Here is an 18,119-nt window from a genome sequence, read left to right on the forward strand (position 1 = left end):
GGCGGCTGTCGAGGTTCACGATGCCCGCAGCCACTGGCGCGGATTGCTGTTCCCGGACGACTCGCCGGAGAGGGCGTGGCAGAGGTCCCGCATCGATCCCAAGCTGTGAATGGGACGGAATTCGTCGACGTGAGGCAGCATGGCGCGGATGCCGGAGGCGCGCGCCTCGAAAGCATCGAAGCGGAGAAGTGGATTCAACCAGATCAGTCGCCGGCAGGATCGCTTGAGCCTGTCCATCTCGAAGGTCAGTTCCTTCGTCACCTCGCGCTCGAGCCCATCCGTGAAGAGGAGAACGATGGCGCCCTGGCCGAGCACGCGGCGGGACCAGTGGCGGTTGAAGTCGTGCAGGGCATGGGCGATCCGGGTCCCGCCCTCCCAGTCCTGCACGCGCTTCGAGGCGCGGGCGAGCGCTTCGTCCGGATCGCGGCTCGTGAGCTCGCGGCTGATGTTGGTGAGCCGCGTGGCAAAGACGAAGGAGTGAACCTTGCGCCTTTTCTCCGCGATGGCATGCAGGAAGTGCAGGAAGAGCCTGGAGTAGTCGGCCATGGAGCCCGAGATGTCCATGAGCGCCACCACCGGCGCATGCCGCACTGCGGGGGAGCGATAGGCCAGATCGATTGCGCCGCCTCCGCGCAATGATCGCCGGAAGGTTCTGCGTGGATCGATGCGGCGACCTCTCGGATCCGCCAAGAAACGGCGCGTGGTCACCTCGTCGTCCGGCAGGGACATCTCGGCGATCAGGCGCTTGGCCTGCGCGACTTCAGCGGCCGACATCTGCGCGAAATCCTTCGCCTTCAGGACCTCGCGATCCGAGACGGTGAGGCGGGCGGAGAATTCGGTCTTCTCGACCGGCTCCGGCTTCTCCTGCCGGGGCGTCGCCAGGGCCTCGGCCACGCGAAGAGCGCCCGCCTGCGGCTTCTTCTCCTCCTTGGCCCCACCCGGCGCGATCGGTGACATCTGGGCGATCAGCTTCTCGATCAGCGCGCGCCGTCGCCAGAAGATCCTGAAGGCCTGGTCGAACAGGATGCTGTGCTCGTGCCGTTTCACGAACACCGCATGGAGGGTCCAGTAGAAGTCCTCGCGCCTGCCGATCCGCCCAGCCTCGACGGCCGCGATGGCATCGAGAACAGCACCGGGGCCGACCGGCAAACCTGCGGCTCGCAAGGCCCGCGCAAAATAGGCGATGTTGTCCGCGAGGCGACCTTCACCCTGGCGGGCGGATGCGTCGGTCACTCGGATACCCTCAGCGCATCCTGAACCCGGTCGAGCATATCCTTGGCCCGGCTGCCCTGCATCTTCTGGATGTCGTCCTGATATTTCAGGAGAACGCCGAGGGTGTCCGAGACCAGCACCGGGTCGAGCGCCACCGCATCGAGTTCCACGAGGGCGGAGGCCCAGTCGAGGGTCTCGGCAACGCCCGGTGCCTTGAACAGCTCTTCCTTCCGGATCGCCTGGACATAGGCGACGATCTCCTGCGACAGGCGCTCGGGAGCATGCGGGACGCGGCTCCTGAGAATGGCAAGCTCCCGATCCGCATCGGGATAGTCGACCCAGTGATAGAGGCAGCGGCGCTTGAGCGCGTCGTGAATCTCGCGGGTGCGGTTCGAGGTGATGATGACGATGGGAGGATGTTCCGCCCTGACGGTGCCGAGTTCGGGAATGGTGACCTGGAAGTCCGAGAGCATCTCCAACAGAAAGGCCTCGAAGGCCTCGTCCGTGCGGTCGAGCTCGTCGATCAGGAGAACCGGGGCGCCGGAGGTGTCGGGCTCCAGCGCCTGCAGGAGCGGCCGCTTCACCAGATAACGTTCCGAGAACAGATCGCTCTCCAGCGCATTGCGATCCACCGCTCCGCCGGCTTCGGCGAGCCGGATGGCCATCATCTGCCCGGCATAGTTCCACTCGTAGACGGCTGAGGCGACATCGAGGCCCTCGTAGCATTGCAGACGGATCAGGCGGCGTCCGAGCGCGGACGAGAGCACCTTCGCGATCTCCGTCTTGCCGACGCCGGCTTCTCCCTCAAGGAAGAGCGGGCGTCCGAGCTTCAGGGCAAGGAAAAGAACAGTCGCCAGCGGCCGGTCGGCGACATAGCCCGCGCACTCCAGAAGAGCCAATGTGCTGTCGATGGAACCGGGTTGGTCGGCCACGGGCTGTGCTGCTCCAGAAGGACACGATGCCCGGGCCTGGCCCGGGCATCGCATCGATGTCGTTTGAGGTGCGCCCGCTCAGCCGCGCGCGGCAGCGGCCTGCACGGCGCGTCGTGCCATGACGCCGACGAGGTGAGCCCGATAGGCGGCATCGGCATGGATGTCGCTGTTCATCTCATCCGTCGCCACGGCGATGCCGTCGATGGCTTCGGCCGCGAAGTTCCCGCTCAGTGCCTTCTCCATCTCCGGCAGCCGGAACACGCCATTCGAGCCCGCACCCGTCACGGCGACGCGCACGCCATCCGCGTGCTTCGCCACGAACACGCCGACGAGAGCATAGCGCGAGGCCGGGTTGCGGAACTTGGTATAGGCTGCCTGGGAGGGAACCTTGAATGAGACCTGGGTGATAATCTCGCCTTCCTGCAAGGCAGTCGTAAAGATGCCTTGGAAGAAGTCGTCAGCCGCGATCTTCCGCTGATTGGTGATGATGGTCGCGTTCAAGGCAAGACACGCGGCCGGATAATCGGCGGAAGGGTCGTTGTTGGCGACGGAGCCGCCGATGGTGCCGCGATTGCGCACGTGCGGATCGCCGATGAGCTCGGCCATCTCGGCAAGAGCCGGGATCGCCTGCTTCACCTCGGCGGAATTTGCGACCTCCGCATGCTTCATCATGGCGCCGATGGTGATGGTGTCACCGGAGCGCTCGATGCCGCGCAGCTCCGCGATCTGGCCGAGATCGATCAGGTTTGCAGGGCCCGCGAGCCGCAGCTTCATGGTCGGCAGCAGCGTATGGCCTCCGGCGAGGAACTTGGTGTCCTCGGCCTGGCCGGCGAGGCCAGCAGCTTCCTTGACGCTCGTGGGGCGGTGATATTCGAAAGCGTACATTTACGTCCTCCCTTATTCCGCCGCCATGGGCATGCGTGCTTTCTGGGCCGCCCGCCACACCGCCTGAGGTGTCGCCGGCATGGCAATGTCCTCATGGCCGAGGGCATCGGTGATCGCGTTGATGACGGCAGGCGGAGCCGCGATGGCCCCGGCCTCGCCGCAGCCCTTGATCCCGAGCGGGTTCGAAGGGCAGGGGGTCACCGTCATGCCGACCTGGAACGCGGGCAGGTCGATGGCCCGCGGCATGCAGTAATCATTGAAGCTGGCCGTGATGAGCTGACCGCTCTGGTCGTACACAGCCCCTTCCAGGAGCGCCTGACCGACACCCTGCGCGATGCCGCCATGAACCTGGCCTTCGACGATCATCGGGTTGATGATCACCCCGAAATCGTCGACCGCCGTCCAACGCTCGATCTTGGTCACGCCGGTATCCGGGTCGATCTCCACCTCGCAGATATGGACGCCGGCCGGGAAGGTGAAGTTGGTGGGATCGTAGAACGCTCCCTCCTTCAAGCCGGGCTCCAGATCCTGACCCGAGAACTTGTGCGCGATATAGGCCTGGAGGGCAATTTCGCCGAAGGCCATCGAACGGTCGGTGCCGGCCACGCCGAACCTGCCGTCCTTGAACTCGATGTCGCCCTCGGACGCTTCGAGCACATGGGCCGCCACCTTCTTGCCCTTCGCGATCACCTTGTCGATCGCCTTGGCGATGGCCGACATGCCGACCGCGCCGGAGCGCGAGCCGTAGGTGCCCATGCCGAACTGCACCTTGTCGGTGTCGCCGTGCACGATGCTGACCTGATCGATGGAAATGCCGAGCCGGTCGGAGACGAGCTGGGCAAAAGTAGTCTCGTGGCCCTGGCCGTGGCTGTGCGAACCCGTGAGCACCTCGACGGAACCGGTCGGGTTGACACGCACCTCGGCGGATTCCCACAATCCCACACCGGCGCCGAGAGATCCGACCGCCTGAGAGGGAGCGATGCCGCAGGCCTCGATATAGCTCGAGAAACCGATGCCCCGCAGCTTGCCGCGGCGGGCGCTTTCCTGTTTGCGCTGCTGGAAGTTCTTGTAGTCCGCAATCTCCAGCGCCTTGTCGAGCGAGGCGGCATAGTCGCCCGTGTCGTAGGTCATGATGACCGGGGTCGCGTGCGGGAACTGCGTGATGTAGTTCCTGCGGCGGAATTCGGCCGGATCCTGCCTGAGTTCACGGGCGGTCTTCTCGACGAGCCGCTCGACCACGAAGGTGGCCTCGGGCCGTCCCGCGCCGCGATAGGCATCGACCGGCGCCGTGTTCGTATAGACCGCATCCACCTCGCAATAGATGGCCGGAATGTCGTACTGGCCCGATAGGAGCGGGGCGTAGAGATAGGTCGGCACCGAGGAAGAGAAGGTCGAGAGATAGGCGCCGAGGTTGGCCGTGGTGTGAACCCTAAGGCCAATGATCTTGCCGTTCTCGTCGGTTGCCATCTCCGCGTGGGTGACGTGGTCCCGGCCATGCGCGTCGGACAGGAAGGCCTCCGAGCGGTCCGAGGTCCACTTGACCGGCCGCTTGACCTTCTTCGCCGCCCAGACGCAGACCGTCTCTTCGGCATAGATGAAGATCTTGGACCCAAACCCGCCGCCCACATCCGGCGCAATGACGCGCAGCTTGTGCTCCGGCGCCACGCCGATGAAGGCGGAGAGGACGAGGCGGGCCACGTGGGGGTTCTGACTCGTCGTGTAGAGCGTGTAGTTGTCGGTTCCGAGATCGTATTCGCCGACAGCCGCGCGAGGCTCGATGGGGTTCGGCACCAGACGGTTGTTGACGAGGTCGATCTTGGTGACGTGCTTCGCCCGCGCGAAGGCCGCTTCTGTCTCGTCCTTGTTGCCGAGATGCCAGTTGAACACGGTGTTGTCCGGCGAGACGTCATGCACTTGAACGGACGCTTTCGCGGCTTGAGCCGTGTCGACGACAGCCGGGAGAACATCGTAGTGGACCACAATGGCTTCCGCCGCGTCCTTCGCCTGGGCGAGCGTTTCGGCGATCACCACCGCCACGTGGTCGCCCACATAGCGCACCTTGCCCTGGGCGAGCGCCGGATGTGGCCCTGCCTTCATCGGGCTGCCGTCCTTGGAATGGATCATCCAGCCGCAGATGAGCCCGCCGATCTTGTCGGCCGCGAGGTCGTCGCCCGTGAACACGGCGATCACGCCTGGCATGATCATGGCCGGTCCCGTGTCGATGGACCGGATTGCGGCATGGGCATGCGGCGAGCGGAGGAAATAAGCATGAGCCTGACCAGGTCGGTTGAAGTCGTCGACGTAGCGCCCCTGGCCGGTGACGAAACGCTGATCCTCTTTCCGGCGGACGGGTGCGCCGATGCCTGTTGCGGTCATGAAATCCTCCATTGTCTTCGTAGGCCCTCAACCGGAGGCGGAAACGTGCCGGGAATCCCGGATAAGGCTTTGAATGAAGCGCCTGCTTCGAGACTCGCCTGCAGCTTGCACCTCTGCGGGAGGGCGCCGTCCGTTGAACGAGCGTGCCAGATCGCCTTACTCCGCCGCCTGCTGCAGGGGCGCCTGGGCCATTCCTTTAGCTCCGGCAGCGACGGCCTTGACGATGTTGTGATAGCCCGTGCAGCGGCACAGATTGCCTTCGAGCTCCGCCCGGATCGTCTGCTCGTCGAGGGTGTTCCCCTTGCGGTTCACGATATCGATGGCCGACATGATCATGCCCGGCGTGCAGTACCCGCATTGAAGGCCGTGATGCTCACGAAAAGCCGCCTGCATCGGGTGGAGCTCGCCGCCCTGGGCAATGCCCTCGATGGTGGTGACGACGCTGGCATTGGCCTGGACCGCGAGAGTCGTGCAGGACTTCACGGCCTGCCCGTTCAGGTGAACGACGCAGGCGCCGCACTGGCTGGTATCGCAGCCCACGTGGGTTCCAGTGAGTCTCAGGTTGTCGCGCAGGAATTGAACGAGCAGGGTGCGGGGATCGACATCTGCGGTGACGGATTGACCGTTCACCGTCAGGGAGACGGTTGTCATGCGTGGCTTCCTCCTCAAAGGCCGGGAGTCAGGCCAACCTTCAGGTGGTCTCCGACACCGGCAGGTATTGTTGTTGGACGACCGCACGAATGCGATGCATCGAAGCCGAGTGTGGCCCGCTCAGGTGGAGCGGTCAAGCATTGGAATGATTCAAAAAACCGCCACTGAGGATATGGTCAGGCGGCTGACTCCTCAGGCGAAAGGATCCTGGCGAAATTCGCGAAGAACTCGTCGGCATATTTCTTGGCGACGCCGTTGATGAGGCGCCCGCCGAGCTGGGCGATCTTGCCGCCCACATTGGCCTCGACGTCATAGACCAGCTTGGTACCGCCCTCGATGTCCTCGAGCCGCACCTTCGCGCCGCCCTTGGCCCAGCCGGCAACGCCGCCCTGTCCCTCACCGCTGATCGTATAGCCATTGGGCGGGTCGAGATCGGTCAGGTTCACCCCGCCCTTGAAGGTCGCCTTCACCGGCCCGACCGAGACCTTGGCGGTCGCCTGGAACTCCGTATCGCTGATCTTTTCCAGATCCTGGCATCCGGGGATCGCAGCCTTCAGGACCTCCGGGTTGTTAAGGGCCGCCCATACCGTCGCCCGGTCAGCCGGAAGTGCGACTTCGCCCTGCATCGTCATCGCCATGCTGAGTTCTCCTCCTGTCAACAGCCCAAACGGCAGAGTAAGGGCAAATCAGGCGGCGCGTCACCTGCCAAGCGTTGCTGCAATGCACGCCAAGGCGCAGTGCTCAGGTGCTGGGGGCGGTGGCAGCCTGTTCCTTCCCGGCCGCCTCGGCCTTGGCAAGCGCATCGACGACGGCGTCGAAGGTGAGGAGGATGGAGGCGTGACGGGCTTTGAGGTCCCGAGCGGGTTCCAGAAGCGCCAAATCGGCCCATTTGCCGGAGGGCGGAGCCCCGCCAGTCTTCAGCATGCGGTGCATGTCCTCCCGGAGCGCTCGAAGCTCCTCGGCGGTTGAGCCGATCACATTCCGTCCCATGATGGACGAGGAGGCCTGACCCAGAGCGCAGGCTTTCACCTCGTGGGCGAAGGCGCTCACGACATTGCCGTCGAGCTTCAGATGAACCGTGACGGTCGACCCGCAGAGTTTCGAATGAGCCTTCGCGCTCCCATGCGCATCCGTCAGCGTCCCCTGAAGCGGGATGTCGGCCGCAAGCTCCAGGATGCGGCGGCTGTAGACGTCATTCAGCATCCTGCGGGCGGTCCTATCCGACGGAGGTGCCTGTTCGGGACGGATCAGACGCCGCAATGCCGGGCCTGTCAATGCTCCGGAATGGCAGGCCCGACGAGGTCTGCATCGCGGTTGCGGTTCATGGCACGGTGGTGGCAGTATCGCGCATCGAGCGGTCTCTGGATCTGCTCCTATTGCCGGGGAATCTCATGCTCTCGACCGATACCGATATCCTGAAGACGGCAGAGGCCTGGAGGCGCGGGGGCAGGGGCGTCGCGATTGCGACGGTGGTCGAGACCTGGGGATCGGCTCCCCGGCCCGTGGGCAGCCATCTGGTCATCGACGAAGACACGAACTTCCTCGGGTCCGTCTCCGGCGGCTGCGTCGAAGGCGCGGTCATCACGGAGGCCCTGGACGTCATTGCGGACGGAAAACCGCGCATGCTCGAGTTCGGGGTCGCCGACGAGACCGCCTGGCAGGTGGGGTTGTCCTGTGGCGGACGGATCAGGGTCTATGTGGAGCGGGTGGATTAGACGGCATGCGACTGAGCCTCCTGTCTGACCTCAACGTAGAGCGGGCCGCCCGGCGCGCCGCGATCCTCGTGACCGACACGGCCTCTGGCGAGCAGCGTCTGGTTCGGGAGACAGAGGTCGGGAGCGATCCGCTGGCTGAGGTGCTGCTGGTAAGCCTGCGGCAGGGCAAAAGCGGTCTGGTCGAATGGGATGGCCACCAGTTCTTCCTGACCGTTCAGGCCCCAGCCGTGCGGGTGGTCGTCATCGGAGCCGTCCATATCAGCCAGGCATTGATCCCCATGGCCAAAGGGCTCGATCTCGATGTCACCGTCATCGACCCGCGCACGGCCTTTGCAACCCCTGAGCGCTTTCCGGACGTGCCGGTGCTGGCCGAATGGCCGGATGCGGTCCTGCCGGACATCAGGATCGATCGGTACACTGCCGTCGTTGCTCTCACCCATGATCCGAAGATCGACGATCCCGCGCTCGCCGCTGCTCTGCGCTCGGACTGTTTCTATATCGGCGCGCTCGGCTCCCGCAAAACCCACGAGCGGCGCGTTCAGCGTCTGATCGCTTCCGGCTTCACCGAAACGGATCTCGCCCGCATCCATGCCCCGATCGGTCTCGACATCGGAGCGGTCTCACCGGCGGAAATCGCCGTCTCCATCCTGGCCGAAATCGTCGCAACTCTGCGAAAAGACCGGAGGCGCTCGGCGTGAAATTCGGCCTTGTTCCAGTCGGGGAGGCAGTCGGAGCCTTGGCGGCTCACAGTGTGCGGGCAGGCGAATCGACGGTGAAGAAGGGAACTCTCGTCTCGCCCGAGATCGCCATGCAGCTGCAACAGGCCGGCGTCGAGACCATCATCGCAGCGCGATTTGAGCCCGGCGATATCGGTGAGGACGAAGCCGCTGTCCGGCTCGCTCGCGCTCTTGCCGGGGATAACGTCCGTGTGGAAGCCCCTTTCATCGGACGCTCCAACCTTTATGCCGAGACCTCCGGCGTTCTCCTGATCGATGTTGATGAGATCAACGGCCTCAACGCTGTCGACGAGGCCATGACAGCGGCTACCCTGCCAGCATACAAGCCGGTCGTGGCAGGGGAGATGGTCGGCACCGTGAAGATCATCCCCTATGCCATTCCGGAGGTTCTGCTGCAGAAGGGGATCGGCAGAGCCGGTAAAGGCGCCTTGCGCATCGCGCCCTATACGCGCCGCTCGGTCGGTGTTGTTTCGACCGTTCTTCCCGGTCTCAAGCCGAGCGTGATCGACAAGACTCTTGCGGTGCTCGGCAAACGCCTGGAACCCGCCCAGGCAAGGATCGTTCAGGATCGTCGCGTGCCTCATGACGTGGGGGCCTTGGCGCGGCAGCTGGCCGATCAGGCTGAGGGCGACACGCAGCTCATCGTCGTGTTCGGGGCCTCGGCCATCGCCGACCGCCGCGACGTCATTCCATCCGCCATCGAGATGGCCGGCGGAAGGGTGGAGCATTTCGGCATGCCGGTCGATCCGGGAAACCTGCTCCTCGTCGGGTCCATCGCCGGAAAGCCCGTCATCGGCGCCCCCGGCTGCGCCCGCTCTCCGAAGGAGAACGGATTCGACTGGATCCTGCATCGTCTTCTGGCCGATGTACCCGTCACTCGCGCCAACATCATGGCTCTCGGAGTCGGCGGGCTCCTCATGGAGATCGTCTCCCGACCGCAGCCGCGCGAGGGTGGCGGAAGCGATGGCGAGGAATGAGCGATGTGGCGGCCATTGTCCTGGCGGCGGGGCGGGGTACTCGCTTCGGCGAGCAGCCGAAGCTGCTGGCCCGCATCGGCTCCAAGGCCCTGGTCCGCCATGCAACGGAGGCCGCAATCAATGCTGCGACCGATCCGGTTATCGTGGTGACGGGCCATCGCGCCGATGAAGTCCAGGCAGAGCTGCAAGGGCTTCCCGTCCTGATTGTCCATAATTCCCTGTTCGCTGACGGGCTTTCGACGTCCCTAAAAGCAGGCTTTTCCGCGCTGCCGCCGAAGGCGCGGGCTGCGGTCGTTCTCCTAGGGGATATGCCGTTCGTCAAAGCGGGTCTCATCGATGCCCTCGTGGCCGGCTGGCATGCGTCTGGAGAACCGGCCGCCTTGGTCCCGACGTTGGATGGCCAACGCGGGAATCCCGTTGTGATCTCACGGGCTCTGCAGGCCGCGATTGAAGGGCTGTCCGGCGATGTCGGGGCCGGTCCCATCCTTCGCGGAAGGCCCGATGTCGTGGAATGGCCGACGGCGGACACAGCCGTCGTTCAGGATATCGACACGCAAGACGAGCTCGGGAAGCTCAAGTTCTAGCAGGTCGAGCGCTCGGCCTGGGTAGATCAGACGGGACTGCCTTTGATCTTGGTCACCATCTCCCAGTTATCTCCCGCGGCGATCATGCAGGCCTTGCCGTCCGGCATGGTCATCACCATGGTCCAGGAGCCATTGGACGATGCAAAAACCTCCAGCACCTGCCCGGGTTGGGCCAAGCCTATGCCGACGGGCCCCTCCTTGTATTGATCGGAGAGCAGTTTGACGAGCTGTTCACGGGGACCGCAGGCTGACTGAGCGCTGGCCGAGGGCGACCCGGCAGCTGTCATAAAGGCTAAAGCTGCAAGTGGGACAAGGGAGAAACGGATCATGGCATTTCCGAACGGTTGACCCGCGCTTACCCTTGGCGTGCGGATAAAACGCTCCACTGCGCAAAAAGCTCCATGGCTTGCACGCTGGCTATCGCCTCATCAGGAAATGTATATAGGAGGGTGGAGGCTCTCGGTTGAACCTGCCGCCCCCGGGAGCGTTTTTCCCGCCAAACGTCAAATTGAAGCTGAAAACCATGCCCCGCTATTTCTTCAACATCCGAGACGGTTACGATGTCGATGAAGACGAGGAGGGCATCGAGCTTCCCGATCTCGAGGCTGCCCGTGCCGAGGCGCTTGCCACGGTCGAGGAACTGCGGGACGAGCTGGCCGATGCCGGCAATATCGAGCTTGAGATCACGGACGAGGAGGGGCGGCGCCTTTTGACCGTGCCGTTCTTCCGCAGCGGACAAGGCGGCCGGCGCCGATAAGAGAAAGGCCCGGCGTGGACGGCCGGGCCCTGCTGACGAGGCGATGAGGCTGATTTAGCACTCGACCTTCTTCTTGGTCGTCGTATCGCCGAACTCGTCGGTCTTCTGCTTGGTCTCCGAGGTGCAGCCGACGCTGCCGGTGGTCGAGGTCGTCACCGAGGTCGAAGACGTGGTGCTCGGCTCCGTAGAGCGCTCGATGGTGGTCTTGCTGCCCAGGAGGCCTTCCTCCTTCTTGATGGTCGTCGTGGTGTCCTGAGCGAACGCGGCCGTGCTCAGAATCGAAGCAGCAAGGATCAAAGCCGTTTTCTTCATCGTCGAACTCCTACAAAGGGGCGTGTCTCCCTGAGAACGGCTTTCCCTGCCGCGGGTTCCTGCCCAGATGCTTCGAGACGACGTATGTGAAGGGGCTAGCCGGCGCGCAGGGCCTGCCAGGCGGCGGCGAAATCGCGGGCCTTGCGCCCGATTTCCTCGACCGACATGGCAGGGGTAAACAGTGCCGAACCGAGCCCGAACCCATTGGCGCCTGCTTCCACGTAAGGCTTCATGTTGTCGGGCTTGATGCCGCCGACCGGCACAACCACGGTGTCCTTCGGCAGGACCGCCCGCCAAGCCTTCACCACGGCAGGCGGAACGGCCTCGGCAGGGAAGATCTTGATGGCGTCCGCTCCCGCCTTGAGAGCCGCAAACGCCTCGGTCGGCGTTGCAACGCCAGGGGTGCAGATGAGCTCCTGTTCCTTGGCCCTCTTGATCACAGCGGGATCCGCGTGCGGCATGACGATCAGCTTGCCGCCGACGTCGCGGATGCCGTTTACCTGTTCCGGATCGAGAACGGTGCCGGCGCCGACAAGAACGTTTCCGGGCATGCTCTTTGCAAGGCGCTCGATGCTGCGGAAAGGGTCGGGTGAGTTGAGGGGAACCTCGATGATGCGAAAGCCTGCCTCGACCAGCGCATGACCGACGGCTTCGACGTTCTCGGGCCTCACGCCCCGCAGGATCGCGATCAGAGGAAGTTCAGACAGATAATCACTCAGCACAGCTCGCCTCCACTCGTTAAGGCCTGGACTTCCGCTTCAGCCGATCACCGGCCGATACTAGTTGGCAAGGGGGTAAGCCGGTTTCAACCTTTCATCGATATCTCGCCCGTCCGCAGTGCTCACCCTTACGAAGGCGGGGTTTGACGCAGGCATTGCTGCGCGGCCCGTGAGATGCGCGTCTGATCCTCGGCTGTCGTCGTACCGCTGAGGACCTTCTGCCAGAGCTCATCCCGGCGCAGCGTCTCGACCGTGCAGGAGCAGAGTGTGCGACAGGTCTGCGGCTGCGCGTTCTGCAGACAGGTCGCCTCGCATTGGATCATGAACGGCCGGGCCTCGGCCATGCGATTGGGGCCTGCGATCTGCAGGACACCGTAGAGAACTCCCAGAAGAATGATTTGGTGGGTGAGATAGATCGGCAGGCTTTTGCGCCCAGCCCAGATCAGGACCCTTGAGAACAGGCCGCGAGCACGCCAGCCGGCAAGGTTCATGGTCTCCGGTCGTGCCAACAGCATCCTGCCAGCGGCCACGCCGATCAGGACGAGGCCGAACCAGGGAAAGATCGGCACGTAATCATTGGTGACCGGATCGGACGCGCCCAGCCCGAGCCAATCGAGCCAAGGAGCATCGAGGGCAGGGCTCGTGAGGAGGGAGGGGGCTGCCAAGCAGAGAGCCGCAAGACCTAAGGTGAGGGCAGGGTGCAGCCTCAGGAATGGCAGGGCCAGAACGCTCGAGGCGGCGATGCAATGGAGAATGCCAAAGAAGATGTAGCTTTCAGGGAAGGCGAAGTAGGTGGCTACGGTGACGGCCAAGGCCGCACCGCCTACCTTCATCAGGCGCTTCATGAAAGGCCTAACCTTGAAGCCTCTCGCGTGAGCCAGCACGAGGCCGAAGCCTGCGAGCATGAGGAACGAGCCCGCGATTCCGCGTGCGAACCAGCGCCAGGCCGGAATTTGGAGGATGTTGGTCTCGATCAGCTGCAGGAAGCTCAAGTCCCAGCTGAAATGATAGATGACCATTGCGGCAATGGCGACGCCCCGGGCGACGTCGATGGCGTCCCAGCGTTGGACGGCGGCTTGAGCCCGGAAGGGACCGGCCTTCACATCGTCATGTCTCATGGTCAGGGGCGTTCCTTGCCGATTTTCCGGCCTATGTGAATAGAGATGACCGAAAGCCTTGCCGCATCAATCGCCACATTGCAGGACATGATTCAAGATGCGCGCATCGTTGCGGGCTTCACGGGCGCGGGGATCTCGACCGAAAGCGGCATTCCCGACTTCCGCTCGCCGAACTCTCCCTGGCTGCGCAACAAGCCGATCCCGTTCGAGCTTTTTCTCCAGAGTCCGAAAGCCCGCCGGGAGGCGTGGCGGCGGAAGTTCACGATGGATGACCTTTACCGCGATGCCCATCCCAGCAAGGGACATCTCGGATTCGCCTCCCTGGTGGCCTCGGGACGGATGCCGGCCATCATCACCCAGAACATCGACGGCCTTCATCAGCGAGCTGGCCTGACCGAGGAGCAGGTGATCGAGCTGCACGGCAACGGCACCTATGCCCGATGTCTGGACTGTGGCCGACGCCATGAGCTTGACTGGGTGAGATATCATTTCGAGAGGAGCGGAGATCCTCCGGAATGCATCGCCTGCGGCGGGGTTCTCAAGTCCGCGACGATCTCCTTCGGGCAAGCCATGCCGGAAGAGCCGATGCGCCGGGCGCAGAGGCTCACGGCAGGCTGCGACCTTTTCCTGGTGGTGGGCTCGTCGCTGGTCGTCTATCCGGCAGCCGCTTTTCCGGCCTTCGCCAAGGAGAACGGAGCACACCTCGTCATCGTCAATCGGGAGCCCACACCCCTCGATGAGGCTGCCGATCTGGTGATCCATGCAGAAATCGGCACGGTCTTCTCAAAATTTATTGCGTAACTTCAAGAACATGCGCACTGCCGCAAATTTCATCGCCGGTTGAGGCGTGTTTCTGGCTTCCCCTGATTCAGGACGATGTTATCCTCTTTTTAAGAATCGGGTTCATGATTCGAGTTTGGGTTATTTCATGACTGGCGATTACGGCTCCAATTCTTTCAATCTCCGCGAGGAGAATCCTTCCTTTGATCAGAACCGCCGGGAGGTTGCTCAGCCGGCCTCGGAGGAGAGCGCTCTTGAGCTCGTCCAGGTCAGCGGCCGGATCAAATGGTTCGATGTGGCCAAAGGTTTCGGCTTCATTGTGCCGGACAACGGCATGCCCGATGTTCTGCTCCATGTGACCTGCCTGCGGCGCGACGGCTATCAGGCCGCCAATGAAGGAGCCAGGATCTTGGTGGAGGCTGTTCAGCGCCCCCGGGGTCTGCAGGCCTTCCGCATCCTCTCACTCGACGAGTCGACGGCGCTTCACCCATCCGAACTCCCGCTGCCACGGACCCATGTCCAGGTCGTGCCGACCAGCGGACTCGAACCTGCGGTTGTGAAGTGGTTCAACCGCCTGCGCGGCTTCGGCTTCCTCACACAAGGCGAGGGTAAGCCGGATATCTTCGTCCACATGGAAACCCTTCGCCGCTACGGCATTGCCGAGCTTAAGCCGGGCGAGCGCGTCTTCGTTCGCTTCGGTGACGGCTCGAAAGGGCTTATGGCCGCCGAGGTCCGTCTGGCCGACATGGCCCTGCCGCACTCCCATTGATGAGTTCTCCCGTGCTGCAACGGTTCCGGCCGGTGGTTCCGGCTCTCGGCTTCGTCGTGCTCCTCGCCGGTGCGGTCTATGCTCAGGCCCTTGAGACCCTGTCCGTTGCCATGCAGGCTGGGCAGAAGCAGACCTTCAAGGTCGAGGTGGCCCGCAACGACGCGGACCGTGCCCAGGGGCTGATGTTCCGCCGCTCCATGCCGGCGGACCAGGGCATGCTGTTCGATTTCGTGCGGGTCGAGCCGGTCTCCATGTGGATGCAGAACACCTATCTGCCGCTCGACATGCTGTTCATCCGGGCCGATGGCACGATCGCCCGCATCGCTGCCAATACCGAGCCCCTGTCCACCCGGACGATCCCCTCCGGAGAGCCGGTTCTCGCCGTGCTCGAGTTGAATGCCGGCACCGCGGCCAAGCTCGGGATCAAGCCGGGCGATCGTGTGGAGCATCCGCTCTTCAAGCGCTGAATCGGGATGCAGGCTGGGGATGTCCTTCAATCTCAGGGGCGCGGCCGGCTTGAGACTTCACCATAGCGCCTCGCCGGGCCGAGCCGTGCGGACGATCCTGATCGGGTTTCGAGATATCCAAGCGGTAACCCTTGTTCCTTTCGCGCGTTGGCCTTTCTCATGCTGGACCAATGGGAGGAATCCATGGACCGCAGAGACCGCAACAATGCCTTGACCGTAGCAGGCTTCGCCGGGGGCGTGGTCGCCCTTGGAGCGCTCATTACGGTCATGCTGGCCTTCGGGTGACCTGAAACTGCAAGGAATGGCCGATGGCTATGCATGGACACCGGGGGCCCGGCTTGGCGGGGCAGGACCGCCTCGGGAATAATCGTAGGCCCTTCCTGGGATTTCCCGTGTCATATAGGTTCCATCGGATCCTTTCCGTTCCGATTACGGAACCCGCCCCCTTGCGCATCGGTTTCCAGAACGTTAGGAAACCCAAGCTGTTGAGGATATCGGGGTGTAGCGCAGTCTGGTAGCGCATCTGCTTTGGGAGCAGAGGGTCGCGGGTTCAAATCCTGCCGCCCCGACCATCTTCACCGGATGAGTGTTGGAAAGAGTCCAGAACCGATGCCTGCACGGATCTACAAGCCCGCCAAGTCCGCAACCCAGTCCGGATTGGCCCGGACGAAGCAGTGGCTTCTCGTCTTCGAGCAGGACAAGCCCCGTGAGATCGAGCCCCTGATGGGCTGGACCAGTTCGGGCGATACCCGTCAGCAGCTCTCCCTTTGGTTCGATTCGAAGGAAGAAGCCATGGCCTATGCCGAGCGCGAGGGCATCGCCTATCGGGTCGAGGAGCCGCACGAGGTCAAGCGGCGGACCATCTCCTATTCCGACAATTTCAAGTTCAACCGCGTCGGCCCCTGGACCCACTGAGGTCAAAGCCCGACGCAGGACGGCTCCGTAGCTCAGCTGGATAGAGCAGCCGCCTTCTAAGCGGCAGGTCGTAGGTTCGAGCCCTACCGGAGTCGCCACTATCACCATATCGACGCGTCCTGCGGACACATCTTCAGCGTTTAGACGATCTATGCCGTCTCGCCGTTATTCTGGTGCTCGTGGATGTATTTCAGGAGTGACGTTCCAGCGCCTTCGATATGGGTTTTCAGAAGCTTACAGGCTGCATTGATCTGTCCTTCAAGACAGAGCCGAAGCAACTGATCATGTTCGGCCTCGGCCCGCGCTCGTCCGTCGGTCAGGGTGAGCTGGAGGCGGGTATGACGGTCGCATTCCTGCAGGAAGTTGGCGACGATGGCGAGCGAACGTGGCTGACCGGCATGCTGATACAGGACCATGTGGAATTCCCGGTTCAGCTCGCCCCAGCGGCTCACATGCATGGCGTGAAGCTCAGAGCTGTATTCCTGAAGGATGCCCTGTAGCCGCCGATAATCGGCTTCCGTCAGACGCGGTGCCGAGGCCTTGAGGAGGCGCGGCTCCAGCAGGGCCCGGAGCTCGAACAGTTCCTCGACTTCTTCCGGGGAGAGGGCAGAGACGATGGCGCCGCGATGGGGATGGATCTTCACGAGCCCCTCCGCTTCCAACTGTACCAGGGCCTCCCGGACAGGGATCCGGCTGATGCCGAACTCCACGGCCAGCGCTTCCTGGCGAAGCTGGAAGCCGGCCTGGAACTCGCCGTCCACGATGCGCCGGCGCAGTTCCTCCGCCACCGAGGCGGAGATGGTCCGGTGTTGGAAGGTCTTCTGAACCGGCTTTGGTGATGATGCAGTTCGGTTCGTCATCAAACTCATGGCGTGGGAGGGCAGGGACGCGCTTGACAGTGCAGATTTTATACAATCTACAATAACAAACTTCAATGCACCATCGGGAGCAGGACCACAATGGCGAACAAGATTGGTTGGGAAGGCGTCTTTCCCGCAGTGACGACCCAGTTCAAGCCCAACTACGAACTCGATCTCGATGCAACCGCCAAGGTGCTGGACGGGCTGATCCGCGACGGTGTCTCCGGCCTGATCGTCTGCGGCACGGTCGGTGAGAACACCTCCCTCAGCCGCTCCGAGAAGGTGGCCGTGATGGAGACGGCCAAGAGCGTGGCTCGCGGGCGGGTGCCGGTGATCGCGGGCATCGCCGAGTTCACGACCCAATTCGCGTCGGAAGTCGCAAAAGAGGCCGCCCGCGTCGGCCTCGATGGCGTGATGGTCATGCCGGCCCTGGTCTATTCCTCGAAGCCGCACGAGACGGCCGCCCATTTCCGCGGCGTCGCCAAGGCCACAGACTTGCCGGTGATGGTCTACAACAACCCGCCGATCTACAAGAACGACGTGACGCCCGACATCCTGGCTTCGCTCGCCGATTGCGAGACTATCGTCTGCTTCAAGGATTCCTCGGGCGACACGCGCCGCTTCATCGACACCAAGAACATGGTGGGCGACCGGTTTGTCTTGTTCGCCGGCCTCGACGATGTGGTGGTCGAGAGCGTGATGCTGGGGGCCGAAGGCTGGATCTCCGGCATGTCGAACGCCTTCCCGCAGGAGGGCGAAACCCTGTTCCGCCTTGCGAAGGCCGGCCGCTACGAGGAGGCGAAGGCGCTCTACGAGTGGTTCATGCCGCTCCTGCATCTCGATGCCCGCCCGGATCTCGTGCAATGCATCAAGCTGTGCGAGCACATCATGGGCCGCGGCTCGGCGCTCACCCGTCCGCCGCGTTTGCCGCTCGAAGGGGCGGAGAAGGCTGAGGTCGAAGCTGTCATGGACAAGGCACTCAGGAATCGTCCGAAGCTGCCGGATGTGGGCCTCAGACCCGCAGCCTGATAAACCAGAGGCGAGGCGATCGGCCCCGCCCTTCATCTTCGACCTGCCATCTCTTTGAAATGCGAGTGAGGCCATGGCGCGCCACACCTTCTTCTGCATCGACGGCCATACCTGCGGCAACCCGGTCCGGGTGGTGGGCGGCGGCAGCATTCCCCAACTCAAAGGGGAGACCATGTTCGACCGGCGCCAGCATTTCCTGGCGGAGTACGACTGGATCCGCACAGGCCTGATGTTCGAGCCGCGCGGCCACGACATGATGTCGGGCTCGATCCTCTACCCGCCGACGCGGCCGGATTGCGACGTGGGCATCCTGTTCATCGAGAC

23 protein-coding genes and 2 tRNA genes are annotated in these 18,119 nt (G+C 63.4%); 13 read left to right on the forward strand and 12 right to left on the reverse strand.

All coding sequences use genetic code 11. The features are described 5' to 3' along the window. Window positions 1-15 precede the first annotated feature (15 nt). From ILT44_RS07260 to ILT44_RS07290, 7 genes are all read right to left on the reverse strand, one after another. Window positions 16-1,233 carry a vWA domain-containing protein gene (locus ILT44_RS07260; protein WP_204238903.1) on the reverse strand — a complete coding sequence of 406 codons (1,218 nt, stop codon included), beginning with the start codon at window positions 1,231-1,233 and terminating at the stop codon, window positions 16-18. Further along, a complete protein-coding gene (locus ILT44_RS07265) occupies window positions 1,230-2,144 on the reverse strand; it encodes an AAA family ATPase (RefSeq protein WP_204238904.1) in 915 nt (304 codons plus the stop codon). The genes ILT44_RS07260 and ILT44_RS07265 overlap by 4 nt, the downstream gene beginning before the upstream one ends. Before the next feature lie 78 nt (window positions 2,145-2,222). Then, window positions 2,223-3,029 (reverse strand): FAD binding domain-containing protein, encoded by an 807-nt coding sequence (locus tag ILT44_RS07270; protein ID WP_204238905.1) that lies wholly within the window; start codon window positions 3,027-3,029, stop codon window positions 2,223-2,225. A 12-nt stretch (window positions 3,030-3,041) separates the two neighbouring features. Then, the gene (locus ILT44_RS07275) at window positions 3,042-5,405 is read right to left on the reverse strand and encodes a xanthine dehydrogenase family protein molybdopterin-binding subunit (protein WP_204238906.1); all 2,364 of its coding nucleotides are present in this window, start codon (window positions 5,403-5,405) and stop codon (window positions 3,042-3,044) included. Between the two features lie 156 nt (window positions 5,406-5,561). After that, complete coding sequence (locus ILT44_RS07280) at window positions 5,562-6,056, reverse strand: (2Fe-2S)-binding protein (protein WP_204238907.1); 495 nt, start codon at window positions 6,054-6,056, stop codon at window positions 5,562-5,564. Window positions 6,057-6,232: 176 nt separating this feature from the next. Beyond that, window positions 6,233-6,694: an SRPBCC family protein gene (locus ILT44_RS07285; RefSeq protein ID WP_204238908.1), complete on the reverse strand. Its 462-nt coding sequence runs from the start codon at window positions 6,692-6,694 to the stop codon at window positions 6,233-6,235. Between the two features lie 103 nt (window positions 6,695-6,797). Then, complete coding sequence (locus ILT44_RS07290; RefSeq protein ID WP_204238909.1) at window positions 6,798-7,259, reverse strand: iron-sulfur cluster assembly scaffold protein; 462 nt, start codon at window positions 7,257-7,259, stop codon at window positions 6,798-6,800. A gap of 188 nt (window positions 7,260-7,447) precedes the next feature. Between ILT44_RS07290 and ILT44_RS07295 the strand changes: the two genes are divergently transcribed. From ILT44_RS07295 to ILT44_RS07310, 4 genes are read left to right on the forward strand one after another with little or no spacing between them, the layout of a single operon-like run. Beyond that, complete coding sequence (locus ILT44_RS07295) at window positions 7,448-7,771, forward strand: XdhC family protein (protein WP_239467985.1); 324 nt, start codon at window positions 7,448-7,450, stop codon at window positions 7,769-7,771. A 5-nt stretch (window positions 7,772-7,776) separates the two neighbouring features. Next, complete coding sequence (locus ILT44_RS07300; protein WP_204238911.1) at window positions 7,777-8,469, forward strand: XdhC family protein; 693 nt, start codon at window positions 7,777-7,779, stop codon at window positions 8,467-8,469. Next, on the forward strand, window positions 8,466-9,485 hold the full coding sequence (locus tag ILT44_RS07305; RefSeq protein ID WP_204238912.1) for a molybdopterin-binding protein: 1,020 nt from the start codon (window positions 8,466-8,468) through the stop codon (window positions 9,483-9,485). The genes ILT44_RS07300 and ILT44_RS07305 overlap by 4 nt, the downstream gene beginning before the upstream one ends. After that, complete coding sequence (locus tag ILT44_RS07310; protein WP_204238913.1) at window positions 9,482-10,069, forward strand: nucleotidyltransferase family protein; 588 nt, start codon at window positions 9,482-9,484, stop codon at window positions 10,067-10,069. Before ILT44_RS07305 ends, ILT44_RS07310 begins: the two co-directional genes overlap by 4 nt. Window positions 10,070-10,095: 26 nt before the next feature. Here the strand turns inward: ILT44_RS07310 and ILT44_RS07315 are convergent, their stop codons facing one another. After that, a complete protein-coding gene (locus ILT44_RS07315) occupies window positions 10,096-10,398 on the reverse strand; it encodes a hypothetical protein (protein WP_204238914.1) in 303 nt (100 codons plus the stop codon). Window positions 10,399-10,592: 194 nt separating this feature from the next. On the opposite strand from ILT44_RS07315, the gene ILT44_RS07320 reads away from it, so the two are divergent. Beyond that, window positions 10,593-10,826 carry a DUF6894 family protein gene (locus ILT44_RS07320; RefSeq protein ID WP_204238915.1) on the forward strand — a complete coding sequence of 78 codons (234 nt, stop codon included), beginning with the start codon at window positions 10,593-10,595 and terminating at the stop codon, window positions 10,824-10,826. A 54-nt stretch (window positions 10,827-10,880) separates the two neighbouring features. Here ILT44_RS07320 and ILT44_RS07325 read toward each other — a convergent pair whose 3' ends face one another. The 3 genes from ILT44_RS07325 to ILT44_RS07335 form a co-directional block, all read right to left on the reverse strand. Next, window positions 10,881-11,138, reverse strand: a complete 258-nt coding sequence (locus tag ILT44_RS07325; RefSeq protein ID WP_204238916.1) for a hypothetical protein — start codon at window positions 11,136-11,138, stop codon at window positions 10,881-10,883. A 95-nt stretch (window positions 11,139-11,233) separates the two neighbouring features. Then, on the reverse strand, window positions 11,234-11,860 hold the full coding sequence (locus tag ILT44_RS07330) for a 2-dehydro-3-deoxy-6-phosphogalactonate aldolase (protein WP_204238917.1): 627 nt from the start codon (window positions 11,858-11,860) through the stop codon (window positions 11,234-11,236). Between the two features lie 125 nt (window positions 11,861-11,985). Next, window positions 11,986-12,975, reverse strand: coding sequence for a heparan-alpha-glucosaminide N-acetyltransferase (locus ILT44_RS07335; RefSeq protein WP_204238918.1), 990 nt, complete (start codon window positions 12,973-12,975; stop codon window positions 11,986-11,988). A 45-nt stretch (window positions 12,976-13,020) separates the two neighbouring features. On the opposite strand from ILT44_RS07335, the gene ILT44_RS07340 reads away from it, so the two are divergent. The 6 genes from ILT44_RS07340 (at window position 13,021) to ILT44_RS07365 (ending at window position 16,004) form a co-directional block, all read left to right on the forward strand. Continuing rightward, window positions 13,021-13,776: an SIR2 family NAD-dependent protein deacylase gene (locus ILT44_RS07340; protein ID WP_204238919.1), complete on the forward strand. Its 756-nt coding sequence runs from the start codon at window positions 13,021-13,023 to the stop codon at window positions 13,774-13,776. Between the two features lie 127 nt (window positions 13,777-13,903). Next, window positions 13,904-14,524, forward strand: a complete 621-nt coding sequence (locus tag ILT44_RS07345) for a cold-shock protein (protein WP_204238920.1) — start codon at window positions 13,904-13,906, stop codon at window positions 14,522-14,524. Next, window positions 14,524-14,991 carry a DUF192 domain-containing protein gene (locus tag ILT44_RS07350; protein WP_239467972.1) on the forward strand — a complete coding sequence of 156 codons (468 nt, stop codon included), beginning with the start codon at window positions 14,524-14,526 and terminating at the stop codon, window positions 14,989-14,991. Before ILT44_RS07345 ends, ILT44_RS07350 begins: the two co-directional genes overlap by 1 nt. A 495-nt stretch (window positions 14,992-15,486) precedes the next feature. Then, window positions 15,487-15,563, forward strand: a tRNA-Pro gene (locus tag ILT44_RS07355). 37 nt (window positions 15,564-15,600) lie between these two features. Next, window positions 15,601-15,906: an ETC complex I subunit gene (locus ILT44_RS07360; RefSeq protein ID WP_204238922.1), complete on the forward strand. Its 306-nt coding sequence runs from the start codon at window positions 15,601-15,603 to the stop codon at window positions 15,904-15,906. A gap of 21 nt (window positions 15,907-15,927) precedes the next feature. Further along, window positions 15,928-16,004, forward strand: a tRNA-Arg gene (locus ILT44_RS07365). Window positions 16,005-16,055: 51 nt separating this feature from the next. Here ILT44_RS07365 and ILT44_RS07370 read toward each other — a convergent pair. Further along, complete coding sequence (locus ILT44_RS07370) at window positions 16,056-16,766, reverse strand: GntR family transcriptional regulator (protein WP_204238923.1); 711 nt, start codon at window positions 16,764-16,766, stop codon at window positions 16,056-16,058. 99 nt (window positions 16,767-16,865) lie between these two features. Here ILT44_RS07370 and ILT44_RS07375 point away from each other — a divergent pair, with 99 nt between their 5' ends. Together ILT44_RS07375 and ILT44_RS07380 are read left to right on the forward strand one after the other, a co-directional pair. After that, window positions 16,866-17,795 carry a dihydrodipicolinate synthase family protein gene (locus ILT44_RS07375; RefSeq protein WP_204238924.1) on the forward strand — a complete coding sequence of 310 codons (930 nt, stop codon included), beginning with the start codon at window positions 16,866-16,868 and terminating at the stop codon, window positions 17,793-17,795. 73 nt (window positions 17,796-17,868) lie between these two features. Next, window positions 17,869-18,119 (forward strand): proline racemase family protein (locus tag ILT44_RS07380; protein ID WP_204238925.1); only part of this gene is annotated, 251 nt, incomplete at its 3' end.

Source organism: Microvirga arvi, assembly GCF_016892765.1.
Taxonomy (GTDB): Bacteria; Pseudomonadota; Alphaproteobacteria; order Rhizobiales; family Beijerinckiaceae; genus Microvirga; species Microvirga arvi.

What these genes read in the sequence shown, in the direction of transcription:
- ILT44_RS07310 (WP_204238913.1), top strand. Translation starts at nt 9,482, where the DNA reads ATGAGCGATGTGGCGGCCATTGTCCTGGCGGCGGGGCGGGGTACTCGC.
- ILT44_RS07300 (WP_204238911.1), top strand. Translation starts at nt 7,777, where the DNA reads ATGCGACTGAGCCTCCTGTCTGACCTCAACGTAGAGCGGGCCGCCCGG.
- ILT44_RS07280 (WP_204238907.1), bottom strand. Translation starts at nt 6,056, where the DNA reads ATGACAACCGTCTCCCTGACGGTGAACGGTCAATCCGTCACCGCAGAT.
- ILT44_RS07350 (WP_239467972.1), top strand. Translation starts at nt 14,524, where the DNA reads ATGAGTTCTCCCGTGCTGCAACGGTTCCGGCCGGTGGTTCCGGCTCTC.
- ILT44_RS07290 (WP_204238909.1), bottom strand. Translation starts at nt 7,259, where the DNA reads ATGCTGAATGACGTCTACAGCCGCCGCATCCTGGAGCTTGCGGCCGAC.
- ILT44_RS07320 (WP_204238915.1), top strand. Translation starts at nt 10,593, where the DNA reads ATGCCCCGCTATTTCTTCAACATCCGAGACGGTTACGATGTCGATGAA.
- ILT44_RS07295 (WP_239467985.1), top strand. Translation starts at nt 7,448, where the DNA reads ATGCTCTCGACCGATACCGATATCCTGAAGACGGCAGAGGCCTGGAGG.
- ILT44_RS07370 (WP_204238923.1), bottom strand. Translation starts at nt 16,766, where the DNA reads ATGACGAACCGAACTGCATCATCACCAAAGCCGGTTCAGAAGACCTTC.
- ILT44_RS07270 (WP_204238905.1), bottom strand. Translation starts at nt 3,029, where the DNA reads ATGTACGCTTTCGAATATCACCGCCCCACGAGCGTCAAGGAAGCTGCT.
- ILT44_RS07285 (WP_204238908.1), bottom strand. Translation starts at nt 6,694, where the DNA reads ATGGCGATGACGATGCAGGGCGAAGTCGCACTTCCGGCTGACCGGGCG.
- ILT44_RS07340 (WP_204238919.1), top strand. Translation starts at nt 13,021, where the DNA reads ATGACCGAAAGCCTTGCCGCATCAATCGCCACATTGCAGGACATGATT.
- ILT44_RS07335 (WP_204238918.1), bottom strand. Translation starts at nt 12,975, where the DNA reads ATGAGACATGACGATGTGAAGGCCGGTCCCTTCCGGGCTCAAGCCGCC.
- ILT44_RS07360 (WP_204238922.1), top strand. Translation starts at nt 15,601, where the DNA reads ATGCCTGCACGGATCTACAAGCCCGCCAAGTCCGCAACCCAGTCCGGA.
- ILT44_RS07275 (WP_204238906.1), bottom strand. Translation starts at nt 5,405, where the DNA reads ATGACCGCAACAGGCATCGGCGCACCCGTCCGCCGGAAAGAGGATCAG.
- ILT44_RS07315 (WP_204238914.1), bottom strand. Translation starts at nt 10,398, where the DNA reads ATGATCCGTTTCTCCCTTGTCCCACTTGCAGCTTTAGCCTTTATGACA.
- ILT44_RS07325 (WP_204238916.1), bottom strand. Translation starts at nt 11,138, where the DNA reads ATGAAGAAAACGGCTTTGATCCTTGCTGCTTCGATTCTGAGCACGGCC.
- ILT44_RS07375 (WP_204238924.1), top strand. Translation starts at nt 16,866, where the DNA reads ATGGCGAACAAGATTGGTTGGGAAGGCGTCTTTCCCGCAGTGACGACC.
- ILT44_RS07345 (WP_204238920.1), top strand. Translation starts at nt 13,904, where the DNA reads ATGACTGGCGATTACGGCTCCAATTCTTTCAATCTCCGCGAGGAGAAT.